Below are 21,823 nucleotides of genomic sequence, written 5' to 3'. Positions count from 1 at the left end.
TCTTACAAGTTATTTAAGTGATTTTTTTATTGACACTAATTATTTTTAGAGTTATAATATGAATATCTGTTCAAAAAGGATGGGAAATGAAAATAGCTTTTTTTGAAATAAAGGAAGAAGAAAAAGAGTTTTTTAAGCAAAATTTAAAAAAGATTGATGTGGAACTGTTTTTTTACAAAGAAACTGTCAATGAGGCAAAAAGATATGATTTTGATGTGATAAGTGTTTTTGTCCATTCTAAAATTGATAAAAATATTTTGGATGAATTTCCTAATTTAAAATATATACAAACCCGCTCAACAGGATATGACCATATTGATTTGGTTGAATGTTATAAAAGGGGAATAAAAGTAAGTAATGTAAGAGGATATGCCGGTCCTGCCGTAGGGGAATTTGCTTACGGACTGTTGCTTGAAGCAAATAGAAAACTTTATATTGCAATAAACAGGCTGAAAAACGGCAATTTGAATTATAAAGATTTAAAAGGTACGGAAATTGAGGGTAAAAATATAGGTATTTTAGGATTAGGTACTATTGGTTTACAAATTGCAAAAATAGCAAGAGGGTTTTGTGCTGAAATATTCGGTTTTTCAAGAACAAAAAAAGAGATATATGATAAGTTTGGTATTAATTTTTGCACATTTGATGAAGTTTTGGAAAACAGTGATTTTTTATTTATTGCCCTTCCTTTGACTCCTAATACAAAAAATTTGATTAATAAAAACAATATTTCAAAATTTAAAGGCAGTGTAATTATAAATCCGGCAAGAGCCGAAATTATTGAAAAAGAAGTTTATGAAACTTTTGATGGTATTATTGCCGCAGATGTATTGCCAGATTGGAATTTGAGCAAAAAAGAAAATATTATTGCAACCCCTCATATGGCTTATTATACAAAAGAAGCTCTTTTTAGAATAATGCAGATAAGTCTTGATAATTTAATGGACTTTTTAACCGGAAAAATACCGAGATACTGCTTAAAAGAAGCCTGTAAAAAGGATTACAAGGAGTGTAAATGAAGAAATTAATTCTTTTTATAGGAGCTGTTTTATTTGCATGCAGCAGTGATTGTATAGAATGTCATCCAAAATTAAAGAAAATGGAAAATAATCCCCAAAACAGATATTACAAAGAACATCATTTTTTAAAAAGCTGTACAAAATGCCATCCAAACCATCCTCAAAAAGGAATGGATAAATGTGGGGCAGACTGTTTTGACTGTCACAGTAGGGAAAAACTTATTCATACGCCTATTCCGGAGCATCAAAAATTGAATACCTGTACGAAGTGTCACAAAGACAGTGTAAATGATATTTTAAATATTCCTAAAAACCCTATTATAAATAAATAATTTTATAAAAATATGAAAAATAAGCCAAATTCTATTGACATAAAGTATAATTTTTCTTATAATTTCAGTCCACAAAGGCAATTGACCCGTTAGCTCAGTCGGTAGAGCATCTGCCTTTTAAGCAGAGGGCCGTTGGTTCGAATCCAACACGGGTCACCATTGTCCCCATCGTCTAGAGGTCTAGGACACCGCCCTTTCACGGCGGCGACACGGGTTCGACTCCCGTTGGGGACGCCATGGGTCGCTTAGCTCAGTTGGGAGAGCACCAGCCTTACAAGCTGGGGGTCGCAGGTTCGAGCCCTGCAGCGACCACCATATATTTTATCATACGGAGCCGTAGTTTAGCTGGTTAGAATGCCGGCCTGTCACGCCGGAGGTCGCGGGTTCGAGTCCCGTCGGCTCCGCCACTATTTAATGGATAATGTAAAATGTAAAATTGTATTTAATAGTGACTGACACTTAAAATTTAATATTAAAGTATAATGTAAAAAATTTTATTAATAATATAATTTAAAATAATTAACTAATTATTTTTATCTTTGTAGTTATTTTAATTATCTATATTTAATTAGAGTCATTTTTTTCAGCAAAAAATATTTTCTCCTAAAATTTTATACGTGTCTATTTTATAAAAATTTTTCAATTCTTTATAAATATCAGGAAAATGTTTTTTTAAAATTGCCGGTCTTACAAAAAAATATTCACTCATAACTGCAAAAAATTCTGCTTTGTTTGTTGTGGCATATTTGTCAAGAATATGATATTTTCCCAAAAATCTTCCTTTAATGGTGTTTTCTTTAAATTTTTCATATTCTTTAAACATTGTTTTTGCAAATTCTTTTATTTTACTTTCTTCCAAAGGAGGTATTCCGTCCATAGCTCCGTTGTTATAATCTATTTCATGTGCGAATTCGTGTATTATTACGTTTCTGTGACATTTCTGAATTTCTTTTTTTGCTTTGTTCCATACTATTATTACGGCGTCTTTTGTCGCTTCTCCTTCTATTAATATTTCTTCATTGGAGATGATATTTTCAATTTCTTTTTTGTGTAAAATGATTGTATTGGGATATACAAAAATATAACTTAAATTTGGATAACAGAAATATTTATAAGCTACAGTGGGCAAGCATGCATAAAAAGCAATTTTTGTTTTTATTTCATCAGTTATATCTATATAAATACCGAAAAATTTTTTTTCTTTTAAAAAGCATTGAATTTTAAAATTTATAATTTTTTTTAGATTTTCAGGAAGTAATTCATAATATTTAATAGATTTTAAGATATCCAAAATTTTTTTGGGAGGAGGGCTTTTTTCAATTTTTTTTAACCATTTTTTGTATTTGATATATTCAATTATCTGAAAAAAAAGATAAATGAAAAAGAAAAACCATAAAAAAATTAGAAGATATTTAAAATTTTTCATCTAAGGATGGCTTCTATACCTTTAAATCCTGCGGCTGCCAACATTATACTTCCGATAACATTAAGTAAAATATATGAAAGTGATTCGAAAATAAGGCCGTTTTTTATAAGAAAAAAACTTTCAACCGCAAATGTTGAAAAGGTTGTAAACGCTCCCATCATCCCTGTGGTAAGCAATGATTTCAAATGGGCGTTTTGTATGACTCCGTATTGAATTAATGCTATAAATATTCCGAGTAAAAAACTTCCTATTAAGTTAACGCTCAGTGTTCCGAAAGGGATATCATGTTTAAAAGCGCTGTTTACAAGTCCTGCGGTATAGGCTCTTAAAATTGCACCTATAAATCCTCCTATTCCAATAGCTAACATTGTGTCAATTTTCATAACTCTCCTTTAATTTAAAATTCAACATCAATATTCATTATCTAAAATTTATCATTTATCATTCAACATTTTATTATTTTTTTTATTTAATATTTCCTGCATTTTTTCTCTCATATCTTCATACCAGTTTGGATTGTCTTTTGGATAAAAAGATGGTAAAAAGATAACTTTTATTGTCTGTTTTTTCACCCTAAAGGGATTTTTTTTAAAAGCAAACGATAAATTTATTATTACAAATGGCTGAACTTTTAAATTTAGTTTTTCAACCACTCCTTTGAGGCCTTTTTTAAAAGGCAATAATTTTTTAGGGTTTTTTTTATTTCTTGTCCCTTCCGGAAAAGCCGCTATTTTAAGATTTCTTTTAATTCTGTTTTTTATTTCCCTAATCATTTTGATTGTGGAAGCTTTATTGCTTCTGTCCACTAAAATCATATCTGTTTTTGTAAGCATATATTTAATAACAGGTATTTTGCCAAGTTCCGCTTTTGCAATCCATATTATTTTTTCATCAATTACTGATTCAAATAATGCTATATCTAAATTGTGAGTATGATTTCCCAAAAATATATTGGCATTTTTGTCAATTTCGCCTTCTATAATTACTTCTTTTGCAATCATATTTGTAAGAATGTGAGAACATTTTTTACGGTATTTAAGCTCATTTTTAGAATCAATTCCGCATAAAGCCCCTGTAATTAACAGGTAGATACCGGCTTTTATTAATTTTAAATAAGAGATAATACTATTTAAGATTTTCATTTTTTACCCATCCTGTTTTACCGTCGATTTTTATTTTTGTGTAATTTTTTTTGATATTTAAAATTTCAACTTTTGTATCCACTAAAGGCGAATAAAAAACCGTTGAATTTTGTGTCGGTAAAATTCTGACTTTGGAATCCTTTTTTAATACCTTTTCTCCTTTTGGAAAAATGGAGATAATCAGGTAAATTGATAAAATAATTGGAATTATCAATAATAAAATTTTTTGATAAATTAAGAAAATTAATATAAAAAATGCAATTATAACTAAAATAAGAATGTTTACAGGGGTAAAAAACGTTTTTTCTTCCGGATTAATGTCTGTTTGTGTACTTATTGTTTTTTCTTTTAAAATTATCGGTATAGATATTTTTTTGTAATTTTGAATATCGGTATTAAAATAATAAAAAATAAAATTTTTGGTGTTTTTTGGTAAATAGGTAAAATAGGCGGCTTCGTTTTTATTAATCATAGTAAGATTTTCATCATTTGTTAATTTAAAATCCTCTAAATTTGCATTTTTTGTTTTAATAGTAAATGATAATAAAATTTTATTGTTTATATTGGTAGAAATAGGATTTATTATCTTTAAATTTTGTGCTATTACATTACAAAATTTTGGAATATTTTCAACGACTTTTGTTTTATATAATGAACTTAGATTTATGCTTTTGTTAAAATCGCCAGATGTAATAAATAATGTATTGTTTCCATCGTTTTTATATCTTAAATTTAATAAATAAACATAAGGATTAGGCTTTGTGTAATTTATTTCCCCTTTATTTAAAGAAAAATTCAAATCATTTATATTTGAAGTGATGAGTTTGGCCTTTAAATTAATAATTTGGTTTTTATAATAAAATTTTTGTAAATTGGGGTACGTAATTATTAAATTGCCTGCATATAAAAATAAAAAAGAAAATAAAAAAAAGATTATTCTCATTTTAGAGCAATATTAATATTGTTTTCTTTTGTAAACTGTTTAATATAAGCAAAAAATCTTCTTCTCTTTTTTCCGTAAAGGGTGATTTTTACATTGTTTTTTAATTTTAAGGGGTTAACCCATTTTCCATTGTGCATAACGCCAAAATGTAAATGGGGACCGGTTGAGAGTCCGCTGTTTCCAAGATACCCTATAACTGTTCCCTGTTTGACCCATTTACCTACGTATATTCCCCTTGGCCATCCGTGAAGGTGCGCATACAAAGTCATATATCCGTTTTTATGTCTTATTTCAACGCTTCTGCCATATCCCCTGATCCATCCTTTGTAAATTATTTTACCGTCGGCTACAGAGTGGATTGGTGTTCCTATTTTATTTACAAAATCAACACCGTCATGCATTCTCCATTTATGTAAAATAGGATGAAACCTCATTCCAAAAGGTGAAGAAATTCTGGTATATCTTAAAGGGGCTTTTAAAAACATTCCCCTAAGACTTCTTCCTTTTTCATCATAATATCTGTTATCAATAGGATTTAAAAATGCGTTAACGCTGTAAAATCTGTTTTTAATCTGTGCAAAAACAATTTTTACATTCCTGATTTCGGAAAACCTTTTCTTTTCATCATAAATTATTGAAATTGTCGTTCCTTTTGGAAGTGTTCTAAAATTTACCCTGTCATTAAAAATATTAATTATTTTATTGGTTAAAATGCTTAAATGTGTGGCTTTATACAGATCATAACTTAAATAACTGTTTATTGTAACCTTGACTTCTTTTTCTTCTGTATTGTAAATTATAGGAATAATTTTGGTAAAGTATTTGTTGTTGTTTTTTATGATTTGCAGCTGCTTTTGTGAATTTATTGGAATTAGGGCTTCTTTAAAATTATTGTTTTCCCTTAATATAAAAATTGTTTCGTTTTTGGCAATATTTCTTACATATCTTTTAAGCTTGGCCGGTAAATTATAATAAATTGAATATGGAAGGCTGTTTTGTTTTAAAAATCCGTAAAATGTGGAAAATTTATTCCATTTTTGAATATCAATTCTATACGCTAAAATAAAAACCGGTATAAGTAAAAAAAGTAATAATTTTTTCATTTTAAGAATCCTTCAAGCATTTTTATACCGTCATTTCCTCCCAAAATGCTCTCCATTGCCCTTTCCGGATGGGGCATAAGCCCGAATACGTTTTTATTTTCGTTACATATACCGGCTATGGAGTCGTCGCTTCCGTTTGGATTTAATTCTTTTCCGTCTTTATCACAGTATTTTAATATTACCTGCCCTTTATCATACATTTTTTTTAGAGTCTCACTATCCACTTTATAATTGCCTTCCGCATGTGCTATAGGAATATTTATAATATCTCCGGCTTCAAAATTTTGTAAAAATTTATTTTCATTGTTTATTATTTTTAAATGGTGAAATTTGGAAATAAAATGCAAATTCTCATTTCTTGTCATGGCACCAGGGAGAAGATGTGATTCTAATAAAATTTGAAAACCGTTACAAATTCCAAGAACAAAGCCGCCTTTTTTTGCATACTCTGTTACATCATTCATTATTGGAGAAAATCTTGCAATTGCCCCGCTTCTTAAATAATCTCCATAGCTGAATCCCCCGGGGAGTATTACCAAATCATAATTTTTTAATTTATCGGTATGCCAGATGAATTCAGCCTTAGCTCCTATTTTTTCAAAAGCCCATTTGGTGTCTCTGTCACAATTGGTACCCGGAAATACAACGACCCCCACTAACATTATTTAACCTCTATTTCATAATTTTCAATTACAGGATTTGCAAGCAGTTCGTCTGCCATTTTTTTAGCATCCTCTATTGCTTTTTCTTTGTTATCTGTATTTATGTTTAGTAAAATCTGTTTTCCGACCCTTACGTCTTCCACATTATTAAAGCCGAGCGTTTCAAGAGCATGCTTTACAGCTTTTCCCTGAGGGTCAAGTACCCCTTTTTTTAAATGAACGTTCACTTCAATTTTCATTTTGCTTCCTTTAATCTTTTCAATATTTCACTGTATGCCTCTTTAATATCTCCCAAATCGAATCTAAATAAATCTTTATCCATTTTTTTACCTGTTTTTTTATCCCATAATCTGCAGCTGTCGGGTGTTATTTCATCAGCCAAAATAATATTTCCGTTTTTGTCTTTGCCGAATTCCACTTTAAAATCAACTAAAATAAGCCCGATTTTATCGAAAAATCCGGTTAAGAATTCATTTATTTTTCTGCCGTATTCTCTTAATATGTCAAGTTCTTTTCTATTATCTACCAAATTTAAAATTATTGCATGGTCGTCATTTATTAAAGGATCGTTTAATTCGTCATTTTTATAATAAAATTCTATTATGGTAAAAGGTAGTTTTTTACCTTCTTTAAGTCCAAGCCTTTTAGACAGGCTTCCTGCCGCAATGTTTCTGAGTACCACTTCTATTGGAATTATATCGACTTTTTTAACAAGCAGTTTAGTGTTGTCTATCTGTTTTATCAGATGTGTCGGTATTCCTTTTTTTTGTAAAGCTTCAAAAATCAGTGTGGTAATGGCACAGTTTAATTCTCCTTTTCCACTTTCGCTTGCCGCTTTTACACCGTTAAAAGCTGTCAGGGAGTCTTTAAATTCACATATTACTTCATCCGGATTTTGCGCTTTGTATATTCTTTTTGCTTTTCCTTCATATAAAAGTTGCATTTATTCTCCTTATTTTTGATTCGCAATTATCAGTGCTTTTAAAATATTTGCCCCTGTAATAAGCTGTAAATCATTGTCTGTTTTTTTAATTTTTTGATTATATTTTGTTTTTTTAGGTTTAGTTTTATTTAGTTCTGCTCTTAAATGATTTTTAAGTTCGGATTCTTTTATTAAGGCATCTTCATTTTCATTAACTTTTTCGATTTTCGCAGGATGAACTATAATATCTGGTGTTACACCTTTTGCTTGAATTGTTCTTCCGCTTGGCAAATAATATCTTGCAACAGTTAATCTTACAGCTTCATTTTTATTTACAGGTATTATTGCCTGAACGCTTCCTTTTCCAAAAGTGGTTTCTCCCACTATTACCGCTCTTTTTTTGTCTTGCAGTGCCCCGCTCACTATTTCACTTGCACTTGCGCTTCCCCCGTTAACGAGTACAACGATAGGAATGTTTTTGTATGTTCCGCTTGAATGTGCATAGAATACCTGATTTTCACTTGGAACCCTTCCTTTTTGTGAAACTAAAACGCCTTTGTCGATAAATAAATCGAGCGTGCCCACAGCCTGGTTCAAAAGTCCGCCCGGATTGTTTCTTAAATCAATTATAATACCTTTTTTATGGTATTTTTTAAGATTTACAAGGATTTTTTTAAGAGAACTTACAATATTTTTATCAAAGCTGCTGATTCTTATATATTCGATGGAAGGATAATTTTGCAGAGCATAAGCTTTAACCGATTTGATTTTAATAATTGCCCTTGTAATTGTTACATCAAATGTTTTTCCTTTTCTTACGACTGTAAGAGTTACTTTTGTACCAGGTTTTCCTCTTAATAAATTGACATCTTCGTCAAGTGTCAAATCAAGTGTTGCTTTGCCGTTTATTTTTAAAATAATGTCTCCGGCTTTTAGTCCCGCTTTATATGCCGGGGTGTCATCAATTGGTGAAATGACTGTTAAAACACCGTTTTTTATGCCTATTACAATTCCTAAGCCTCCGAATTCGCCTGTTGTCTGAACTTTTAATTCCTGATAAGCCTTTTTGTCAAGATAGCTCGAATGCGGGTCAAGATTTGGTAAAAGGCCTTTTAGTGCTTTATTAATTATAGTGGTTGTATTAAGTTCATCCACATAATATGCCTCTATAATATTTACCACTTTTACAAATTTTTCGTAAGCTGCGAGACGAGTTTCTTTGGTTTCTGCAAATAAAGAAACCACCATAAAAACGGCTAAGATTAATTTTTTCATTAAAAATTTCCTTTTTTATGAAATTCTATTATAATTGGAAATAAATTTCAATGGCATAAAATAGTTAGTAGTGAAAATAGTGAGTTGTGAAAATAGTGAGTAGTGAAAATAGTGAGTAGTGAGTTGTGAGTAGATTAAAAAATTTATAAAAAGCAATATTAAAAACTTGACATAAACACACTCAATTTGATATAATAACATTAACTAAAACTTTAAGGAGGAAGATAATGGAAAAATTATTTGAAAAATTAACAAATCAGATGATGGAATCAATTGAAAGCGGGCTAAGTCTGGCGCTTCATAATAAAAACCCTGAAGTGCATCCGCTGCATGTGGTATGGGGGCTTGTAACAAATACAAATACAGTACTTAACCAGGCATTTAATAAAATGGGGGTGGATAAAACTGCAATAGAACTTGAATTAAAAAGCGCTGTTGACAGACTTCCAAAGGTAGACAACATTACAAAAGAATCTATTAAAATAGGAAGAGAATTAATCCAAAGTCTGCAAAATGCCGAAGCGCTTGCCACAAGATTTGGGGATAAATATATAGCTGTTGACACATGGCTTATTGCAAATATTGATTCATTTAAAGATACACTGGGTAAATTTGTAGATTTAATGGAACTTAAAAAAACACTTGAAGCAATAAGGGGTGAGAAAAAAATAGAAACAAAAAGTGCGGATGAAAATCTTGATTCATTAAACAAATACGGAATTGACTTAACGGCAAAAGCAAGGGCAGGGGAACTTGACCCGGTAATCGGAAGAGACGAAGAAATAAACAGAATGATGCAGATTTTAATCAGAAAAACAAAAAATAATCCTATATTGCTCGGTGAACCTGGTGTCGGTAAAACAGCATTGGTTGAAGGTCTGGCCCAGAGAATTGTAAAAAAAGAGGTGCCTACAAGTCTTCAAAACAGAAGATTAATCGCTCTTGATATGACAGCATTAATCGCCGGGGCAAAATACAGGGGTGAATTTGAAGACAGACTTAAAGCGGTTGTCGATGAAGTAAAAGCAAATCCAGATGTAATTTTGTTTATAGATGAGATTCATACAATAGTAGGGGCAGGTGCAAGCGAAGGAAGTATGGACGCGGCAAATATTCTAAAACCGGCACTTGCAAGAGGTGAGCTAAGAACTATAGGTGCGACAACTTTAAAAGAATACAGGAAATATTTTGAAAAAGACGCTGCGCTTCAAAGAAGATTCCAGCCTGTAATGGTCGATGAGCCGAGTGTAAATGAGGCAATCAGAATTTTAAGAGGTCTTAAAGAAAGACTTGAAGCCCACCATCAGGTATTGATTAAAGACGAAGCTTTGGTTGCGGCTGCAAAACTTACCGACAGATATATAAGTGACAGGTTTTTACCCGATAAGGCAATTGACGCAATTGACGAAGCAGCGGCTGAGATTAGAATGCAGATAGAAAGCGAACCGTTTGAACTTGCCAAAATAAAAAGAGAAATTGAACAGATTATGGTTGAAAAAGAGGCTTTACAGCTTGAACTTGAAAGCAGCGCAAATAAAGAAAAAATAGAAAAAAGATTAAATGAAATAGAAAAAGAACTTGCAAACCTTGAAGAAGAAAAAAGAAAACTTGAAAGTAAATTTGAAGAAGAAAAAAGGGTATTGAAATCTATTGCCGAAACAAAAGAAGAAATTGAAAAACTAAAAACCCAGGCTGAAATTGCAAAAAGAGAAGGTGATTTTACCAAAGCTGCCGAAATTGAATACGGGAAAATTGTAGAACTCAGAAAAAAAGTGGAAGAACTTGAGAAAAAATGGGAAGAAATGCAAAAACACGGAACTCTTCTTAAAAATGCTGTTGATGAAGAAGCGGTTGCCGATGTTGTAAGCAAATGGACTGGAATTCCTGTAAATAAAATGCTTCAAAGCGAACTTGAAAAAATATTGCATATTGAAGATGAACTTAAAAAATGGGTTGTAGGACAGGATGAAGCCCTAAAAGCTGTTGCCAGAGCAATTAAGAGAAATAAAGCAGGACTTGGTGACCCAAACAGACCGATAGGCAGCTTTATGTTCTTAGGTCCTACAGGTGTTGGTAAAACAGAAACAGCAAAAACATTAGCAAGATTTTTGTTTGATGATGAAAAGGCAATGATAAGATTTGATATGAGTGAATATATGGATAAAATAAGTGTATCAAAACTAATCGGTGCCGCGCCTGGATATGTGGGATATGAAGAAGGCGGCCAGTTAACCGAAGCTGTGAGAAGAAAACCTTACAGTGTAGTTTTATTTGATGAGATTGAAAAAGCACATCCGGACGTGTTTAACATCTTATTGCAGGTGCTTGATGACGGAAGGCTTACAGATAATAAAGGTGTAACGGTAGATTTTAAAAACACAATAATTATTCTAACAAGTAATATTGCAAGCGATATTATTATGGAAATAAAAGATGCTCAGGGCAGAAAAGAAGCTGTATGGGCAGAACTTAAAAGAAGAATGAAACCTGAATTTTTAAACAGACTTGACGATGTGGTTGTATTTAATCCTTTAGGAAAAGAACAGGTTAAACAGATTGTTGAAATTCTTTTAAGAAAAATTACAACAAGACTTGCCAACAGGGATATTGAATTAATCTTAAGCGAAAGTGCAAAAGATTTTATTGCGGAAGTCGGATTTGACCCGGTATTTGGTGCAAGGCCTCTTAAAAGGGCAATGGCTGAAGTTATAGAAGATACATTGGCAGAACTTATTCTTGAAGGCAAAGTTAAAGACGGAGATAAAGTGGAATTTGATACAGACGGAGACTTTATAGTGGTTAAAGTAAACGGCGCAGAAGCCGGCAGATATCATAAATAATCCTCAGCCCTTTCGGGCTTTTGTTAATTAAAAGTTAGAAAAGTATCAGACACTAAATATTTAAGTTTTTTGTTTTAATTTTTGTTATAATTTCCATCAAAAAGGCTAAAAATGTATTTTTGGATTTATGGTATGCATATAATTTTGTTTTTTAGTTACGGAGTATTTTTTTTGCAGTTTATCAAATCTTTACAAAATGATTTAAAAGATAAATTATTTTTTGGTGTTTTGAGCCTTGTTTTTATGTTGCTGGTTTTATTTGACGGGACAAAACTGATTTTATTAAACCCGGCGGCGGCAAAAACCGGTGTTTGGCTGCATGTGAAACTTACATTTTTTATCGCAGTTATGATAGAAAATATAATTTTATTTTATTTTTTAATAAAAAAGAAAAAATTTACATATTATTTTTATAATGTTTTATACTGGATTAACTATTTAATGTTTATTATTATGATAGTTTTAGCCGTATTTAAATTTTTTTAAAGGAAATAAATGTTAAGATTTGCACCTAGTCCAACGGGGGATATGCATATTGGGAACCTAAGGGTTGCCATTTTTAATTATATAGTTGCAAAACAGAGAAATGAAAAATATTTAGTAAGAATTGAAGATACGGATAAAGAAAGAAATATCGAGGGAAAAGATAAAGAAATACTCGATATTCTAAATCTTTTTGGAATAAAATATGACCAGGTTGTTTATCAGTCCGGAAATTTTCATCTGCATGGGGAAATGGCAAACAGACTTTTAAAAGAAAAAAAAGCGTTTGCCTGTTTTTGCACAGAAGCTGATATTAATTTTGAAAGAGAAAAGGCAAAAATCGAAAAAAGACCTTACAGATATTCCGGTAAATGTGAATATTTAGACGAAAAAACATTCCAAAAATATATAAAAGAAAATAAAAAATATGTTGTAAGAATTAAAAAGCCTGATAAAAATATAAAATTTAAAGATTTAATAAAAGGAGAGATGGAATTTTCCCCGTTTGAAGTCGACAGTTTTATTATCCTCAGGGCCGATAAAACTCCTACATACAATTTCGCCTGTGCAATTGATGATATGATTTATGATATAACTCTCGTTATCAGGGGGGAAGACCATTTAAGCAATACACCAAAACAGATTCATATAAGAAATTTAATCGGATATGATAAAGAAATAGAATATGCGCATTTGCCTATTATTTTAAATACTGAGGGCAAAAAAATGAGCAAAAGGGATAATGCAAGCAGTGTAAAATGGCTGCTTGACGAAGGCTTTTTACCCGAAGCCATTGCCAATTACCTGATATTGCTTGGAAACAGCTTCGAAAAAGAAATATTTACCCTTGAAGAGGCTGTGGAATTTTTTGATTTAACCAAAATTTCCCGTGCGCCTGCCAAATTTGATATAGAAAAACTTAAATTTATAAATCAGCAGCATTTGAAAAAATTAACTGATTTATTTAAACTTTTTAAAGTAAATAAAATTTATGAAAATCTGCTTGAGATTTTAAGAGACGAAAGTTCTACTTTAAAAGAGATAAAAGAAAAATTTAATAAGATTTTTGAAAAAAGCGAAGATGAAGAGTTTAAAAATGAAAGAGAAATATTAAAAAAAGAGATTTTAGAAAATGAATTGGAAGAGAGTTATGATGATTTTAAAAAAAGAGTTATGAAAAACACATCTCTTAAAGGTAAAAAACTTTTTATGCCTTTGAGGGAACTTTTAATAAATGAAAAACACGGGGCGGAAATAAAAGATTTATATACAGCAATGTTGCCGTATCTTAAAGAAATAATAAAGAGGAGATAAAATGAACGCTATTTTAATATCAGTATTGCAGTTTATTAATTTAATAATAAGCATATATGTATGGGTTGTGATTATTGCCGCTTTGATAACCTGGGTGCAGCCAAATCCGTATAACCCGATTGTTCAATTTTTGTGGAATGTAACAGAACCTGTTTACAGATGGATTAGACGTTATATCCCTACTCGTTTCGGAGGATTTGATATTGCCCCGATTATTTTAATATTGGCTCTTGAATTTCTGCAGATACTTATTAATAATATAATTATGAGCTTATGATAATTATTTTATTTATTCCTCTTTTTCTTTTTTCGCTAAATTTATCAACCATACTTGCACATCCAAAAAGCTATGTACGGGATTTTTATCTTACGGAATTTATGAAAGAAACAAATTCCACTGTTTTGGCTTATAAAGCATATAATTCTCTTTATAAACCAAAGCCTTTTTTACATTTGAAAATTTTAGCCAAAAAAAATAAACTTTTCGAAAATATTTATAAATGTATAAATGTAAAAAAAGAATATTTAAATGATGTGGATGTTTCTTGTATTCAAGGCGGAGGGCTAACCCTAAAAACAATTTCAACGCTTGATAAAAAAACATTGATTGATTTATATACCAAACTTGCAAACGGCAAGGTAAAAGAAGCCATAAAATGCTTTATTGATAACGATTTTTCCAAAATTTTCAAAAACAGGGATTTGGGTTATTATTTTATTTTGAATTTTCCAGACAAAAGAATTGATCAGTATATAAATAATTTTTCTATTTTTGAAGACAGTTATTTTTATATGTTTGTAAAAAGTGTTGTTTTAAACAATTTACCGAAACTTTCCGATTCTCTTTTAAAAATCGATTATAAAAATTTGAGCAAAAAATCCAAATGGTGGCTTTTTTTAAATGCTATGAAATGCAATAAAGAGAAATTAGCACTAAATATCTTAAAAAGCATACCGAAAAATTCAAAAACAGATTTCTGGCTGTGGCGTTTAACAGATGAAAAAAAATATTTTAACGCTCTGCTTAAAAGGACAAGAATAGATTTTTATACACTTTTTGCATATGAAGAGGCGAATAAAAAATTTTTCATAAAAAATAAAATCATTTATAATTCTGTAAAATCACCTGAATACAATGAAAGCAACCCCTGGGATATTTTAAAATTTTTTAATGATTTTAAAAGGTCAAAAGATTTGTTTGCTTTTGCCAGAAAACTTGACAATAGTGCAACGCTTGCTTTAAAGGCCTTGGTTTTGGACAAGGCTTTTAATTATAAAATTAATATATTTATAACGCCCGATATTTATAAAGATAAAAACATAAGTTTTAAATCTTTTGTTTATGCAATAGCCAGGCAGGAGAGCAGGTTTATTCCTTCAAGTGTCAGCAGAAGCTACGCACTCGGGACTATGCAGATAATGCCGTTTTTGGTAAGAGCTATGAAAGGAGATGTTTTCAGGCAGTTTAATTACAGAGAAAATATAATATTGGGGGTAAAACATTTGAAATGGCTTTTTTCAAAACTTAAAGACCCTTTAACGGTTGCCTATGCTTATAACGGAGGAATAGGATTTGTAAAGAGAAAAATAATTCCAAATTTTAAATACAGGGGGAAATATGAGCCTTTTTTGAGTATGGAATTAATACCTTTAGATGAATCAAGAGAATATGGAAAAAAGGTAATAACAAATTATGTTATTTATTCCCATATTTTCGGAGATGAAAATATAACTCTCCATAAACTTTTTAAAAAATAAGTTTAGCTTCTCCCCAGTCTTTGCTTTTGTATTCTAAAATATAAGGTTTGTCTGTTTTTGGAAATTCAACAATATAATAACTCATCCAGGAATTGTAAAAAGGGAAATTTTTATATAAAATAAATTCAGGTATTTTGGAGGAAATTTTAACAGGCTTTTGTCCGTTTAAACAAATTGAAAATTCCTGGTTTGTTAACTGATTATCAAAATCATTATAAATTCCTATTAAAAAAGTGGGGTTTTCGAATTTATTTTTATTACAAGTTATTCAAATAAACCGCATCAATTAACGATTTTGTTTCTAGAGAATTTAATATTTGGGCTCTTTGGGTATATTTTAGTGTTTTTTCATAAAAAGGGTCGTGTTTTAATGCCTGTTTGATAGAACATCCGCTAAAAAAAATCAATAACAGTATGAATAACAATTTTTTCATTCTAAACTCCGTTTATTATTGTTAATTTGTATTATAACATATTGATTAAATAAAAAAAATTGTGTAAAATGGAAAAAAACCAAAAGAGACAAAAATGCGTTTTAATGTTATTGGAATAGGCGATTATAAAGGAAAATGTATTTATGACGAAGCGGAAGATGCTTTAATGGTGGATGAAGAAATAGTTCTTGATTTTAAAAAAAAATATAAAGATTATTTAAAATATACAAAATTTTTAATTAATTCAATCAGTGGGAGAGCGTGGCTTTCTTTTCAGTTTATTCCCGATGATTATGATGTCTTAAAAAGAAAATTTGCAATAATAACTGCTCATAATCCCAAAGGTCTTATTTTAAATGATTTTTTAAATTTTTTGAAAAATACCGAACTTGAAGTTATATTGAAAACATTTGGATATGAATATTTTTCGAGTGTGGGGGAGCTGTTTGACCACGGTGAATATTCTTTTATAGTTTATGATATAGAAAAAGACGACGCACTGAATATTGCAAAAGAGTTTGACCAGTATTCTTTTTTTTATAATTCGGGAGAATATATTTCAATTACAGAATGTGAAAGTAAAGAAGATTTGCTCAATTATAATTATATGATTCATTTTAAAGGAAATTAATGCATGATTTACAAAACAGAAAACTGACAACCGGAGAAAAAATGGGGGTAAGCGCAGCACTTATAATGTTTGTGGCTGTCGGTATGATTATGGGTGGAACCACGGCGGGCAATGACAATCTGGTTCTTGCAGGCGGTGGTGTTTTTAGTATAGGTGCAGCAATTGCTCTGTATTTGCTTTTTAAACACAAACCGAAGGACAAAGATTTTTAAATGTATAATCTGTAATAATTTCAGTTTTGAAATTATCTGCAAAGAATGCCAGAAAAAATATTTAAAGCCTGATATAAAAATAAAAAACAATACCGTAAGTTTTTACAGATATGACGAAATTGAATGGCTTGTCAAATATAAATATCACAGATTCGGAGACAGGGTTTTTAAAATTCTGGCCGAAAATTCATTTAAAATTTTTGCGCAAAACATTAATGAAAAATTTTTTGTAATTCCTGTTGATGACAGGATAAAAAAAGGTTTTTCCCATACGGCAATACTTGCAAAATCAATGAAAAATAAATTTTTAACTCCTTTGTTTAACTCTTTACATTCCGCAAATAATGTTAAATATGCTGGAGAGTCTCTTGAATTTAGATTAAAAAATCCAAGAAATTTTAAATATTCAGGGCCTAAAAATATAGATGTCATTTTGGTCGATGATATAAAAACAACCGGCACTACCCTGAATGAGGCAAAAGAGGTTTTATCCCAATATGGGGTGAATGTTTATTTGAGTATAGTACTGGCTGATTTGTCTTAAACTTTATAAAAATAATGATTTGCAAAAATAATTTTGTCAGTCTTTAAAGATTTTACTTTCCTTAATTTCTGCGTCTTTTTTGGTATAATATTAATTAAAAAAGGATTTAAATGCAGATAATTCCTGTAAGTATTGAAGAAACCCTTGCAAAAAGTTATTTAGAATATTCAATGAGTGTGATTGTTGGAAGGGCTTTGCCTGATGTAAGGGACGGTCTAAAGCCGGTTCACAGAAGAATACTGTATGCAATGTATAAAATGGGTATCAGTGCCAGTTCTCCATATAAAAAATCTGCAAGAATAGTCGGGGATGTAATAGGTAAATATCATCCCCACGGCGATAGTGCCGTATATGAAGCGCTTGTAAGAATGGCCCAGCCTTTTTCTATGAGAATGCCTTTGATTGACGGGCAGGGTAACTTCGGTAGTATTGACGGTGACAACGCCGCCGCTATGAGATATACAGAAGCGAGGCTTACCAAAATAGCCGAAGAGCTTCTTAAAGATATAGATAAAGATACCGTTGATTTTATTCCGAATTATGACGGCAGCGAAAAAGAACCTGTTGTTTTACCCGCCAGGTTTCCAAATCTTTTGGTAAACGGAAGCAGCGGTATTGCCGTCGGTATGGCTACAAATATTCCTCCGCATAATTTAAGTGAATTAATTGACGCACTTATTTATATGATAGATAATAAAGAAGCTAAACTTGAGGATATTTTAAAATTTGTAAAAGGGCCTGATTTTCCAACTGGTGGAATTATTTTTGGAAAAAGCGGAATAATAGAAGCTTATAAAACTGGAAGAGGAAGTATTAAAATTAGGGCAAAACACCATATTGAGCATAAAGGAAATAAAGAAGTAATAGTAATTGACGAACTCCCTTATCAGGTGAATAAGGCAAAACTGATAGAAAAAATCAGTGATTTGGTTAAAGATAAGGTGCTTGACGGAATAAGTGAAGTAAGAGATGAAAGCGACAGGGAGGGAATCAGGGTTGTAATAGAGCTTAAAAAAGATGCAATGAGCGAAATTATTTTAAACAATCTTTACAAGCATACACAAATGCAGGTCAGTTTTGGCGTGAATATGCTTGGAATTTATGACAAACAGCCAAAACTGTTTAACCTGTTTGAACTTCTTGATATTTTTATTAAACACAGAAAAACTGTTGTTATCAGAAGAACAATTTATGAACTTGAAGAAGCCAAAAGAAGGGCTCATATATTAGAAGGGCTTAGAATCGCACTCGCTAATATAGATGAAGTTGTAGAATTAATTAAAAAATCTGCCGATACAAAAGAAGCAAAAGCCAATTTAATAGACAGATTCGAACTCAGTGAAATCCAGGCCCAGGCGATTCTTGATATGAAACTCTCCCGCCTGACTTCTCTTGAAATTGAAAAACTTGAAAAAGAGTATAAAGAGTTAATGGAAAAAATTGAATATTTAAATTCGATTTTAAAAAGCGAAGAAGTTTTAAACGGTGTCATTAAAGACGAACTTCTTGAAATTAAGAAAAAATATCCTACCCCAAGACTAACCGATATTGTAGACGATTATGATGAAATAGATATAGAAGATTTGATTCCAAATAAAGAAATGGTGTTAACTATAACTCACAGAGGTTATGTAAAAAGGGTTCCTCTTAAAATATATGAAAGACAAAACAGAGGCGGTAAAGGCAAAAAAGCGCTTACAACATACGAGGATGATTTTATAGAGGATTTTTATGTTGCCAATGCGCATGATACATTGATGATTATTACCAACAAAGGTCAGCTTCACTGGCTGAAAGTTTATAAAATTCCTGAAGGAAGCAGAACCAGCAAAGGTAAAGCAATAGTTAATTTAATTAACCTTGACAAAGACGAACAGATTCAGACTATTATCAGAACGAGTGATTTTGATGAAAACAGATCTTTGGCATTTTTTACAAAAAACGGAATTGTTAAAAGAACAAATTTAAATGAATTTAAAAATGTAAGAAGTACAGGAGTCAGGGCTATTACAATAGATGAAAATGACGAACTTGTAACAGCCGAAATTGTAGAGCCTGAGGATAAAGAGCTCTTTATTGTTACAAAAAAAGGACAGGCCATAAGATTTCCTGTAGATACTGTAAGGGAAATGGGAAGAGAGGCCAGAGGGGTTAAAGGTATTACATTTAAAATTCAAGGCGATGAGGTGGTAGGCGCCCTTGCTCTTAAAGATGAGAATCAGGAAATTTTAAGCGTAAGTGAAAAAGGTTTTGGTAAAAGAAGCGAAGCCAACCTTTACAGATTAACAAACAGAGGCGGAAAAGGCGTAATTGCTATGAAGCTTACCAATAAAACAGGCGATTTGGTGGGTGTGGTGGCCACAGAAGAAAATCATGATTTGATGGTTTTGACAAGCAGCGGTAAAATGATTAGGGTTAGTATAGATTCAATATCTAAAACAGGTAAAAATACACAGGGCGTTAGAATAGTAAAACTCGACAGCGGGGATAAAGTAGTCAGTATTGCAAAAACTCCAAGTGAAACTGATGAAATAGAAGAAGAAAATAATTAAAGTTTTTTCTTTTTTTTCCGATTTTGAAAACAAAAAGGTTAAAAATGATTAAAAAAATCATTCTTGCGGTGTCATTATTGTTTATAGGATGTGCAGGTACACAGGTGACAAATAAAAGCACAGAGCCGGTTTCTAAAAAAGTTGCAGTAAGTAAAGAATATAATGAAAATATTATTCTGAATAAACCCGAATCAAAAAAAAGTGACATACTCACTCTGTATGTAACAGGTGAAGGTGTTGCCCCAGTTGATGCCCTAAATGCCGCCCAGGCTAAAATACTTGCAAGAAGAGCTGCAATTGCGGATGCATACAGACAGCTTGCAGAAAAAATGTATGGTGTAAAAGTAAATGCAAAAGAAACTGTAAAAGATTTAATGCTTAAAAATTCAGATGTCAATACTTACGTTGAAGGTGTAATTAGAGGAGCCGATATTCAGGCGGAAAAATTTGAAGACGGGATTTATTATGTCACAATGAATCTGAAACTTGATGTAAGGATGTGGAATAAATTTATTAATAATAATTAGTTTCCCCCTTTTTCTTTTTGCCGATTATTATCTTTCTTTCCAGTTAGTTTCAAATAATGCAACTGTAAAAAAGTATACTCTTAACTGTTCAAAAGCTTTAACTTTTTCAAATTCGCCCAAAAAACTGATTTTTTCCATTAAATCAGATAAAACAGATGTTTTAAAATTATGTAAAAAAGAAAAAGATAAAATAATTTTAAATCTAAGTTATATATATTCAAAAAATAATTATCTAAAACTGACTTTTCCCCCTAAAAGATTTGATATTATTATAAATAACGGAATTGCCTATTTTTATTTGAAAGAAGAATAATGAAATTTTTTGAGTTAAAAATAAATGTAGATTTAAAAATTCCCATACACTTTCAAAAATCACCCGAGGCTGTTTCAAAACTTATTGCCACTTCTTTGATTAGTTCAGGTTTTGAAAGACATAAAAATAATGAGCCTAAAAATTATGTTTTTTCAAATCTCGGAAAAGCTGACGCTAAAGGATTTTTTGAAAAAGGAAATATTTATTTCCGCTCTTTCGATGAAAACTTGGCTAAAAAGGTTTTAAATTCGCTGTTTTTATATGAAGACAATATTTTTAAAGTTAAAGGTGTGGATTTTAAAAAAATAAAATATAAAAAAATAAATTATATGCTCTCACTTAATCCTGTTTTTGTTGTTATGAAAAACGGAGACTTTTGGACTTTTCAAAAAAACGGGGATTTAATAAATTTGATGAGCGCCCTTCAGGACAATTTAATAAGAAAATACGAAATGTTTTTTAATGAAAAATTAAAACCCGAAAATAATTTTATGGAACTGATTCAGATAAAAAACAATAAACCCCAGACTTATTATTATAAAGGCATTAAATTTTTCGGCTGGAAATTTTATATAGCCCCAAGAAACGATGAAGTCTCTCAAAAATTGGCTTTCACGGCTCTTGGGACAGGACTTGGGCATAAACAGTGCAGTCGGAGGAGGTTTTATGAAATGGGGATAAAAGTTTATGATAAACTTTTAAAGTTATTTTGTAAAGGTGTATTATGATTAAAGAAATAATAGATATTGGAAGAGTATCTAATAGACTAGGCTCAGTATGGAATGGTAAAGATTTTAAATATAATGATGAAAAAAGCAAAATTAGACATTTATCTGAAGATAAAGATTATGATAAATTGGGAAATGATTTACATTGAAAATATGGTGTTCATAGAGGTAAAAAAAGCAATATTTTATATATTTTTCCAAGCTCGTTTATATACGAGAATAAGGAAAAAACATTAGAACAAAGTATATGAAGAAATCAAAAAAAATTACTTTAAAGGGAAAAAAGTTTTTAATAAAGATGATGAGAGTAAAATTTATCCAGAAATTATAAAAATGTTAATTGATTATCCAAGAATAACAAAATATTTTAAGGCTATTTTGTCTAATATTGATAAAATAGATGAATTAGCCAATTTAGCGAAATCAAAAATAAAATCAGAATTAAAAGGCAATAAACGAGCTATGTAAAAAAATTCCTATTATAAACATAGCCTTTTATTTAAAGTTTTTGAAAATATTGAATTTAACAATTCTGCAAAACTTAATAAAAAAGAAAAATTCTTCAAATTGCAACATATATACAAATATAAAAGCAAAGGCTTATCCAAGTGGGGGGTTTTATTATCCATTTTCTACTGATAAAAATAATGTGAAATACAATCT

The 21,823-nt window shown here is 30.6% G+C and carries 25 protein-coding genes and 4 tRNA genes; 19 read left to right on the top strand and 10 right to left on the bottom strand.

The features are described from left to right. The first annotated feature begins 86 nt into the window (after positions 1-86). The 6 genes from DZ64_RS0101720 to DZ64_RS0101695 all read left to right on the top strand — a co-directional run bounded on the left by DZ64_RS0101720 (position 87) and on the right by DZ64_RS0101695 (position 1,758). Positions 87-1,019, top strand: a complete 933-nt coding sequence (locus tag DZ64_RS0101720) for an NAD(P)-dependent oxidoreductase (RefSeq protein WP_024789179.1) — start codon at positions 87-89, stop codon at positions 1,017-1,019. After that, positions 1,016-1,351, top strand: a complete 336-nt coding sequence (locus tag DZ64_RS0101715) for a hypothetical protein (RefSeq protein WP_024789178.1) — start codon at positions 1,016-1,018, stop codon at positions 1,349-1,351. The genes DZ64_RS0101720 and DZ64_RS0101715 overlap by 4 nt, the downstream gene beginning before the upstream one ends. 83 nt (positions 1,352-1,434) lie before the next feature. After that, positions 1,435-1,510 (top strand) — tRNA-Lys (locus DZ64_RS0101710). Positions 1,511-1,512: 2 nt separating this feature from the next. Continuing rightward, positions 1,513-1,588: transfer RNA gene (locus tag DZ64_RS0101705), tRNA-Glu, on the top strand. A 2-nt stretch (positions 1,589-1,590) separates the two neighbouring features. Further along, positions 1,591-1,666 (top strand) — tRNA-Val (locus DZ64_RS0101700). 15 nt (positions 1,667-1,681) lie between these two features. After that, positions 1,682-1,758 (top strand) — tRNA-Asp (locus DZ64_RS0101695). A gap of 176 nt (positions 1,759-1,934) precedes the next feature. On the opposite strand, the gene DZ64_RS0101690 is transcribed toward DZ64_RS0101695, so the two are convergent. From DZ64_RS0101690 to DZ64_RS0101650, 9 genes are read right to left on the bottom strand one after another with little or no spacing between them, the layout of a single operon-like run. Beyond that, on the bottom strand, positions 1,935-2,777 hold the full coding sequence (locus DZ64_RS0101690; protein ID WP_024789177.1) for a zinc-dependent peptidase: 843 nt from the start codon (positions 2,775-2,777) through the stop codon (positions 1,935-1,937). Further along, on the bottom strand, positions 2,774-3,160 hold the full coding sequence (gene crcB, locus DZ64_RS0101685; RefSeq protein WP_024789176.1) for a fluoride efflux transporter CrcB: 387 nt from the start codon (positions 3,158-3,160) through the stop codon (positions 2,774-2,776). The genes DZ64_RS0101690 and crcB overlap by 4 nt, the downstream gene beginning before the upstream one ends. Positions 3,161-3,211: 51 nt before the next feature. Then, entirely contained in the window at positions 3,212-3,919 is a 708-nt protein-coding gene (locus tag DZ64_RS0101680; RefSeq protein ID WP_024789175.1) for a lysophospholipid acyltransferase family protein, read from the bottom strand. Continuing rightward, positions 3,903-4,862 carry a hypothetical protein gene (locus tag DZ64_RS0101675; protein ID WP_024789174.1) on the bottom strand — a complete coding sequence of 320 codons (960 nt, stop codon included), beginning with the start codon at positions 4,860-4,862 and terminating at the stop codon, positions 3,903-3,905. Before DZ64_RS0101675 ends, DZ64_RS0101680 begins: the two co-directional genes overlap by 17 nt. Beyond that, positions 4,859-5,965 (bottom strand): peptidoglycan DD-metalloendopeptidase family protein, encoded by a 1,107-nt coding sequence (locus tag DZ64_RS11325; RefSeq protein WP_024789173.1) that lies wholly within the window; start codon positions 5,963-5,965, stop codon positions 4,859-4,861. Before DZ64_RS11325 ends, DZ64_RS0101675 begins: the two co-directional genes overlap by 4 nt. Continuing rightward, a complete protein-coding gene (purQ, locus tag DZ64_RS0101665) occupies positions 5,962-6,627 on the bottom strand; it encodes a phosphoribosylformylglycinamidine synthase subunit PurQ (protein ID WP_024789172.1) in 666 nt (221 codons plus the stop codon). The genes DZ64_RS11325 and purQ overlap by 4 nt, the downstream gene beginning before the upstream one ends. Next, positions 6,627-6,866 (bottom strand): phosphoribosylformylglycinamidine synthase subunit PurS, encoded by a 240-nt coding sequence (gene purS, locus DZ64_RS0101660; RefSeq protein WP_024789171.1) that lies wholly within the window; start codon positions 6,864-6,866, stop codon positions 6,627-6,629. The genes purQ and purS overlap by 1 nt, the downstream gene beginning before the upstream one ends. Next, a complete protein-coding gene (purC, locus tag DZ64_RS0101655) occupies positions 6,863-7,570 on the bottom strand; it encodes a phosphoribosylaminoimidazolesuccinocarboxamide synthase (RefSeq protein ID WP_024789170.1) in 708 nt (235 codons plus the stop codon). The genes purS and purC overlap by 4 nt, the downstream gene beginning before the upstream one ends. A 9-nt stretch (positions 7,571-7,579) precedes the next feature. After that, positions 7,580-8,824 (bottom strand): S41 family peptidase, encoded by a 1,245-nt coding sequence (locus DZ64_RS0101650; protein WP_024789169.1) that lies wholly within the window; start codon positions 8,822-8,824, stop codon positions 7,580-7,582. A gap of 227 nt (positions 8,825-9,051) precedes the next feature. Between DZ64_RS0101650 and DZ64_RS13675 the strand changes: the two genes are divergently transcribed. The 5 genes from DZ64_RS13675 (at position 9,052) to DZ64_RS0101625 (ending at position 15,219) form a co-directional block, all read left to right on the top strand. Further along, the gene (locus DZ64_RS13675) at positions 9,052-11,664 is read left to right on the top strand and encodes an ATP-dependent Clp protease ATP-binding subunit (RefSeq protein WP_024789168.1); all 2,613 of its coding nucleotides are present in this window, start codon (positions 9,052-9,054) and stop codon (positions 11,662-11,664) included. Positions 11,665-11,775: 111 nt separating this feature from the next. Continuing rightward, entirely contained in the window at positions 11,776-12,150 is a 375-nt protein-coding gene (locus DZ64_RS0101640; RefSeq protein WP_024789167.1) for a hypothetical protein, read from the top strand. 9 nt (positions 12,151-12,159) lie between these two features. After that, complete coding sequence (gene gltX, locus DZ64_RS0101635) at positions 12,160-13,461, top strand: glutamate--tRNA ligase (protein WP_024789166.1); 1,302 nt, start codon at positions 12,160-12,162, stop codon at positions 13,459-13,461. 1 nt (position 13,462) lies between these two features. Next, complete coding sequence (locus tag DZ64_RS0101630; protein ID WP_024789165.1) at positions 13,463-13,738, top strand: YggT family protein; 276 nt, start codon at positions 13,463-13,465, stop codon at positions 13,736-13,738. Beyond that, positions 13,735-15,219: a transglycosylase SLT domain-containing protein gene (locus DZ64_RS0101625; protein WP_024789164.1), complete on the top strand. Its 1,485-nt coding sequence runs from the start codon at positions 13,735-13,737 to the stop codon at positions 15,217-15,219. Before DZ64_RS0101630 ends, DZ64_RS0101625 begins: the two co-directional genes overlap by 4 nt. 257 nt (positions 15,220-15,476) lie before the next feature. Here DZ64_RS0101625 and DZ64_RS12205 read toward each other — a convergent pair whose 3' ends face one another. Further along, the gene (locus tag DZ64_RS12205) at positions 15,477-15,653 is read right to left on the bottom strand and encodes a hypothetical protein (protein ID WP_156922596.1); all 177 of its coding nucleotides are present in this window, start codon (positions 15,651-15,653) and stop codon (positions 15,477-15,479) included. 94 nt (positions 15,654-15,747) lie between these two features. On the opposite strand from DZ64_RS12205, the gene DZ64_RS0101615 reads away from it, so the two are divergent. The 8 genes from DZ64_RS0101615 to DZ64_RS13670 all read left to right on the top strand — a co-directional run bounded on the left by DZ64_RS0101615 (position 15,748) and on the right by DZ64_RS13670 (position 21,628). Then, complete coding sequence (locus tag DZ64_RS0101615; RefSeq protein WP_024789163.1) at positions 15,748-16,284, top strand: DUF3293 domain-containing protein; 537 nt, start codon at positions 15,748-15,750, stop codon at positions 16,282-16,284. After that, positions 16,284-16,496 (top strand): hypothetical protein, encoded by a 213-nt coding sequence (locus tag DZ64_RS0101610; protein ID WP_024789162.1) that lies wholly within the window; start codon positions 16,284-16,286, stop codon positions 16,494-16,496. Before DZ64_RS0101615 ends, DZ64_RS0101610 begins: the two co-directional genes overlap by 1 nt. Continuing rightward, on the top strand, positions 16,447-17,040 hold the full coding sequence (locus DZ64_RS0101605; RefSeq protein WP_236618626.1) for a ComF family protein: 594 nt from the start codon (positions 16,447-16,449) through the stop codon (positions 17,038-17,040). Before DZ64_RS0101610 ends, DZ64_RS0101605 begins: the two co-directional genes overlap by 50 nt. A 110-nt stretch (positions 17,041-17,150) precedes the next feature. Continuing rightward, positions 17,151-19,592 carry a DNA gyrase subunit A gene (gene gyrA / locus DZ64_RS0101600; RefSeq protein ID WP_024789160.1) on the top strand — a complete coding sequence of 814 codons (2,442 nt, stop codon included), beginning with the start codon at positions 17,151-17,153 and terminating at the stop codon, positions 19,590-19,592. Between the two features lie 44 nt (positions 19,593-19,636). Further along, the gene (locus DZ64_RS0101595) at positions 19,637-20,119 is read left to right on the top strand and encodes an LPP20 family lipoprotein (RefSeq protein WP_051429981.1); all 483 of its coding nucleotides are present in this window, start codon (positions 19,637-19,639) and stop codon (positions 20,117-20,119) included. 312 nt (positions 20,120-20,431) lie between these two features. Continuing rightward, a complete protein-coding gene (locus DZ64_RS0101585) occupies positions 20,432-21,160 on the top strand; it encodes a CRISPR-associated endoribonuclease Cas6 (protein WP_024789158.1) in 729 nt (242 codons plus the stop codon). Next, positions 21,157-21,309 carry a hypothetical protein gene (locus tag DZ64_RS12200; protein WP_156922595.1) on the top strand — a complete coding sequence of 51 codons (153 nt, stop codon included), beginning with the start codon at positions 21,157-21,159 and terminating at the stop codon, positions 21,307-21,309. Before DZ64_RS0101585 ends, DZ64_RS12200 begins: the two co-directional genes overlap by 4 nt. 184 nt (positions 21,310-21,493) lie before the next feature. Next, positions 21,494-21,628 carry a hypothetical protein gene (locus DZ64_RS13670; protein ID WP_255327506.1) on the top strand — a complete coding sequence of 45 codons (135 nt, stop codon included), beginning with the start codon at positions 21,494-21,496 and terminating at the stop codon, positions 21,626-21,628. The last annotated feature ends 195 nt before the right edge of the window (positions 21,629-21,823 follow it).

This window comes from Lebetimonas sp. JH292 (assembly GCF_000523275.1).
Lineage (GTDB): Bacteria > Campylobacterota > Campylobacteria > Campylobacterales > Nautiliaceae > Lebetimonas.
This window is presented reverse-complemented; position numbering and strand designations above follow the sequence as displayed.

What these genes read in the sequence shown, in the direction of transcription:
- DZ64_RS13670 (WP_255327506.1), top strand. Translation starts at nt 21,494, where the DNA reads ATGTTAATTGATTATCCAAGAATAACAAAATATTTTAAGGCTATTTTG.
- DZ64_RS0101610 (WP_024789162.1), top strand. Translation starts at nt 16,284, where the DNA reads ATGCATGATTTACAAAACAGAAAACTGACAACCGGAGAAAAAATGGGG.
- DZ64_RS0101595 (WP_051429981.1), top strand. Translation starts at nt 19,637, where the DNA reads ATGATTAAAAAAATCATTCTTGCGGTGTCATTATTGTTTATAGGATGT.
- DZ64_RS0101585 (WP_024789158.1), top strand. Translation starts at nt 20,432, where the DNA reads ATGAAATTTTTTGAGTTAAAAATAAATGTAGATTTAAAAATTCCCATA.
- DZ64_RS0101720 (WP_024789179.1), top strand. Translation starts at nt 87, where the DNA reads ATGAAAATAGCTTTTTTTGAAATAAAGGAAGAAGAAAAAGAGTTTTTT.
- DZ64_RS12200 (WP_156922595.1), top strand. Translation starts at nt 21,157, where the DNA reads ATGATTAAAGAAATAATAGATATTGGAAGAGTATCTAATAGACTAGGC.
- DZ64_RS0101650 (WP_024789169.1), bottom strand. Translation starts at nt 8,824, where the DNA reads ATGAAAAAATTAATCTTAGCCGTTTTTATGGTGGTTTCTTTATTTGCA.
- DZ64_RS0101690 (WP_024789177.1), bottom strand. Translation starts at nt 2,777, where the DNA reads ATGAAAAATTTTAAATATCTTCTAATTTTTTTATGGTTTTTCTTTTTC.
- DZ64_RS0101615 (WP_024789163.1), top strand. Translation starts at nt 15,748, where the DNA reads ATGCGTTTTAATGTTATTGGAATAGGCGATTATAAAGGAAAATGTATT.
- DZ64_RS12205 (WP_156922596.1), bottom strand. Translation starts at nt 15,653, where the DNA reads ATGAAAAAATTGTTATTCATACTGTTATTGATTTTTTTTAGCGGATGT.
- DZ64_RS13675 (WP_024789168.1), top strand. Translation starts at nt 9,052, where the DNA reads ATGGAAAAATTATTTGAAAAATTAACAAATCAGATGATGGAATCAATT.
- gltX (WP_024789166.1), top strand. Translation starts at nt 12,160, where the DNA reads ATGTTAAGATTTGCACCTAGTCCAACGGGGGATATGCATATTGGGAAC.
- DZ64_RS0101680 (WP_024789175.1), bottom strand. Translation starts at nt 3,919, where the DNA reads ATGAAAATCTTAAATAGTATTATCTCTTATTTAAAATTAATAAAAGCC.
- gyrA (WP_024789160.1), top strand. Translation starts at nt 17,151, where the DNA reads ATGCAGATAATTCCTGTAAGTATTGAAGAAACCCTTGCAAAAAGTTAT.
- purC (WP_024789170.1), bottom strand. Translation starts at nt 7,570, where the DNA reads ATGCAACTTTTATATGAAGGAAAAGCAAAAAGAATATACAAAGCGCAA.
- DZ64_RS0101630 (WP_024789165.1), top strand. Translation starts at nt 13,463, where the DNA reads ATGAACGCTATTTTAATATCAGTATTGCAGTTTATTAATTTAATAATA.
- crcB (WP_024789176.1), bottom strand. Translation starts at nt 3,160, where the DNA reads ATGAAAATTGACACAATGTTAGCTATTGGAATAGGAGGATTTATAGGT.
- DZ64_RS0101640 (WP_024789167.1), top strand. Translation starts at nt 11,776, where the DNA reads ATGTATTTTTGGATTTATGGTATGCATATAATTTTGTTTTTTAGTTAC.
- purS (WP_024789171.1), bottom strand. Translation starts at nt 6,866, where the DNA reads ATGAAAATTGAAGTGAACGTTCATTTAAAAAAAGGGGTACTTGACCCT.
- DZ64_RS0101675 (WP_024789174.1), bottom strand. Translation starts at nt 4,862, where the DNA reads ATGAGAATAATCTTTTTTTTATTTTCTTTTTTATTTTTATATGCAGGC.
- purQ (WP_024789172.1), bottom strand. Translation starts at nt 6,627, where the DNA reads ATGTTAGTGGGGGTCGTTGTATTTCCGGGTACCAATTGTGACAGAGAC.
- DZ64_RS0101625 (WP_024789164.1), top strand. Translation starts at nt 13,735, where the DNA reads ATGATAATTATTTTATTTATTCCTCTTTTTCTTTTTTCGCTAAATTTA.
- DZ64_RS0101715 (WP_024789178.1), top strand. Translation starts at nt 1,016, where the DNA reads ATGAAGAAATTAATTCTTTTTATAGGAGCTGTTTTATTTGCATGCAGC.
- DZ64_RS11325 (WP_024789173.1), bottom strand. Translation starts at nt 5,965, where the DNA reads ATGAAAAAATTATTACTTTTTTTACTTATACCGGTTTTTATTTTAGCG.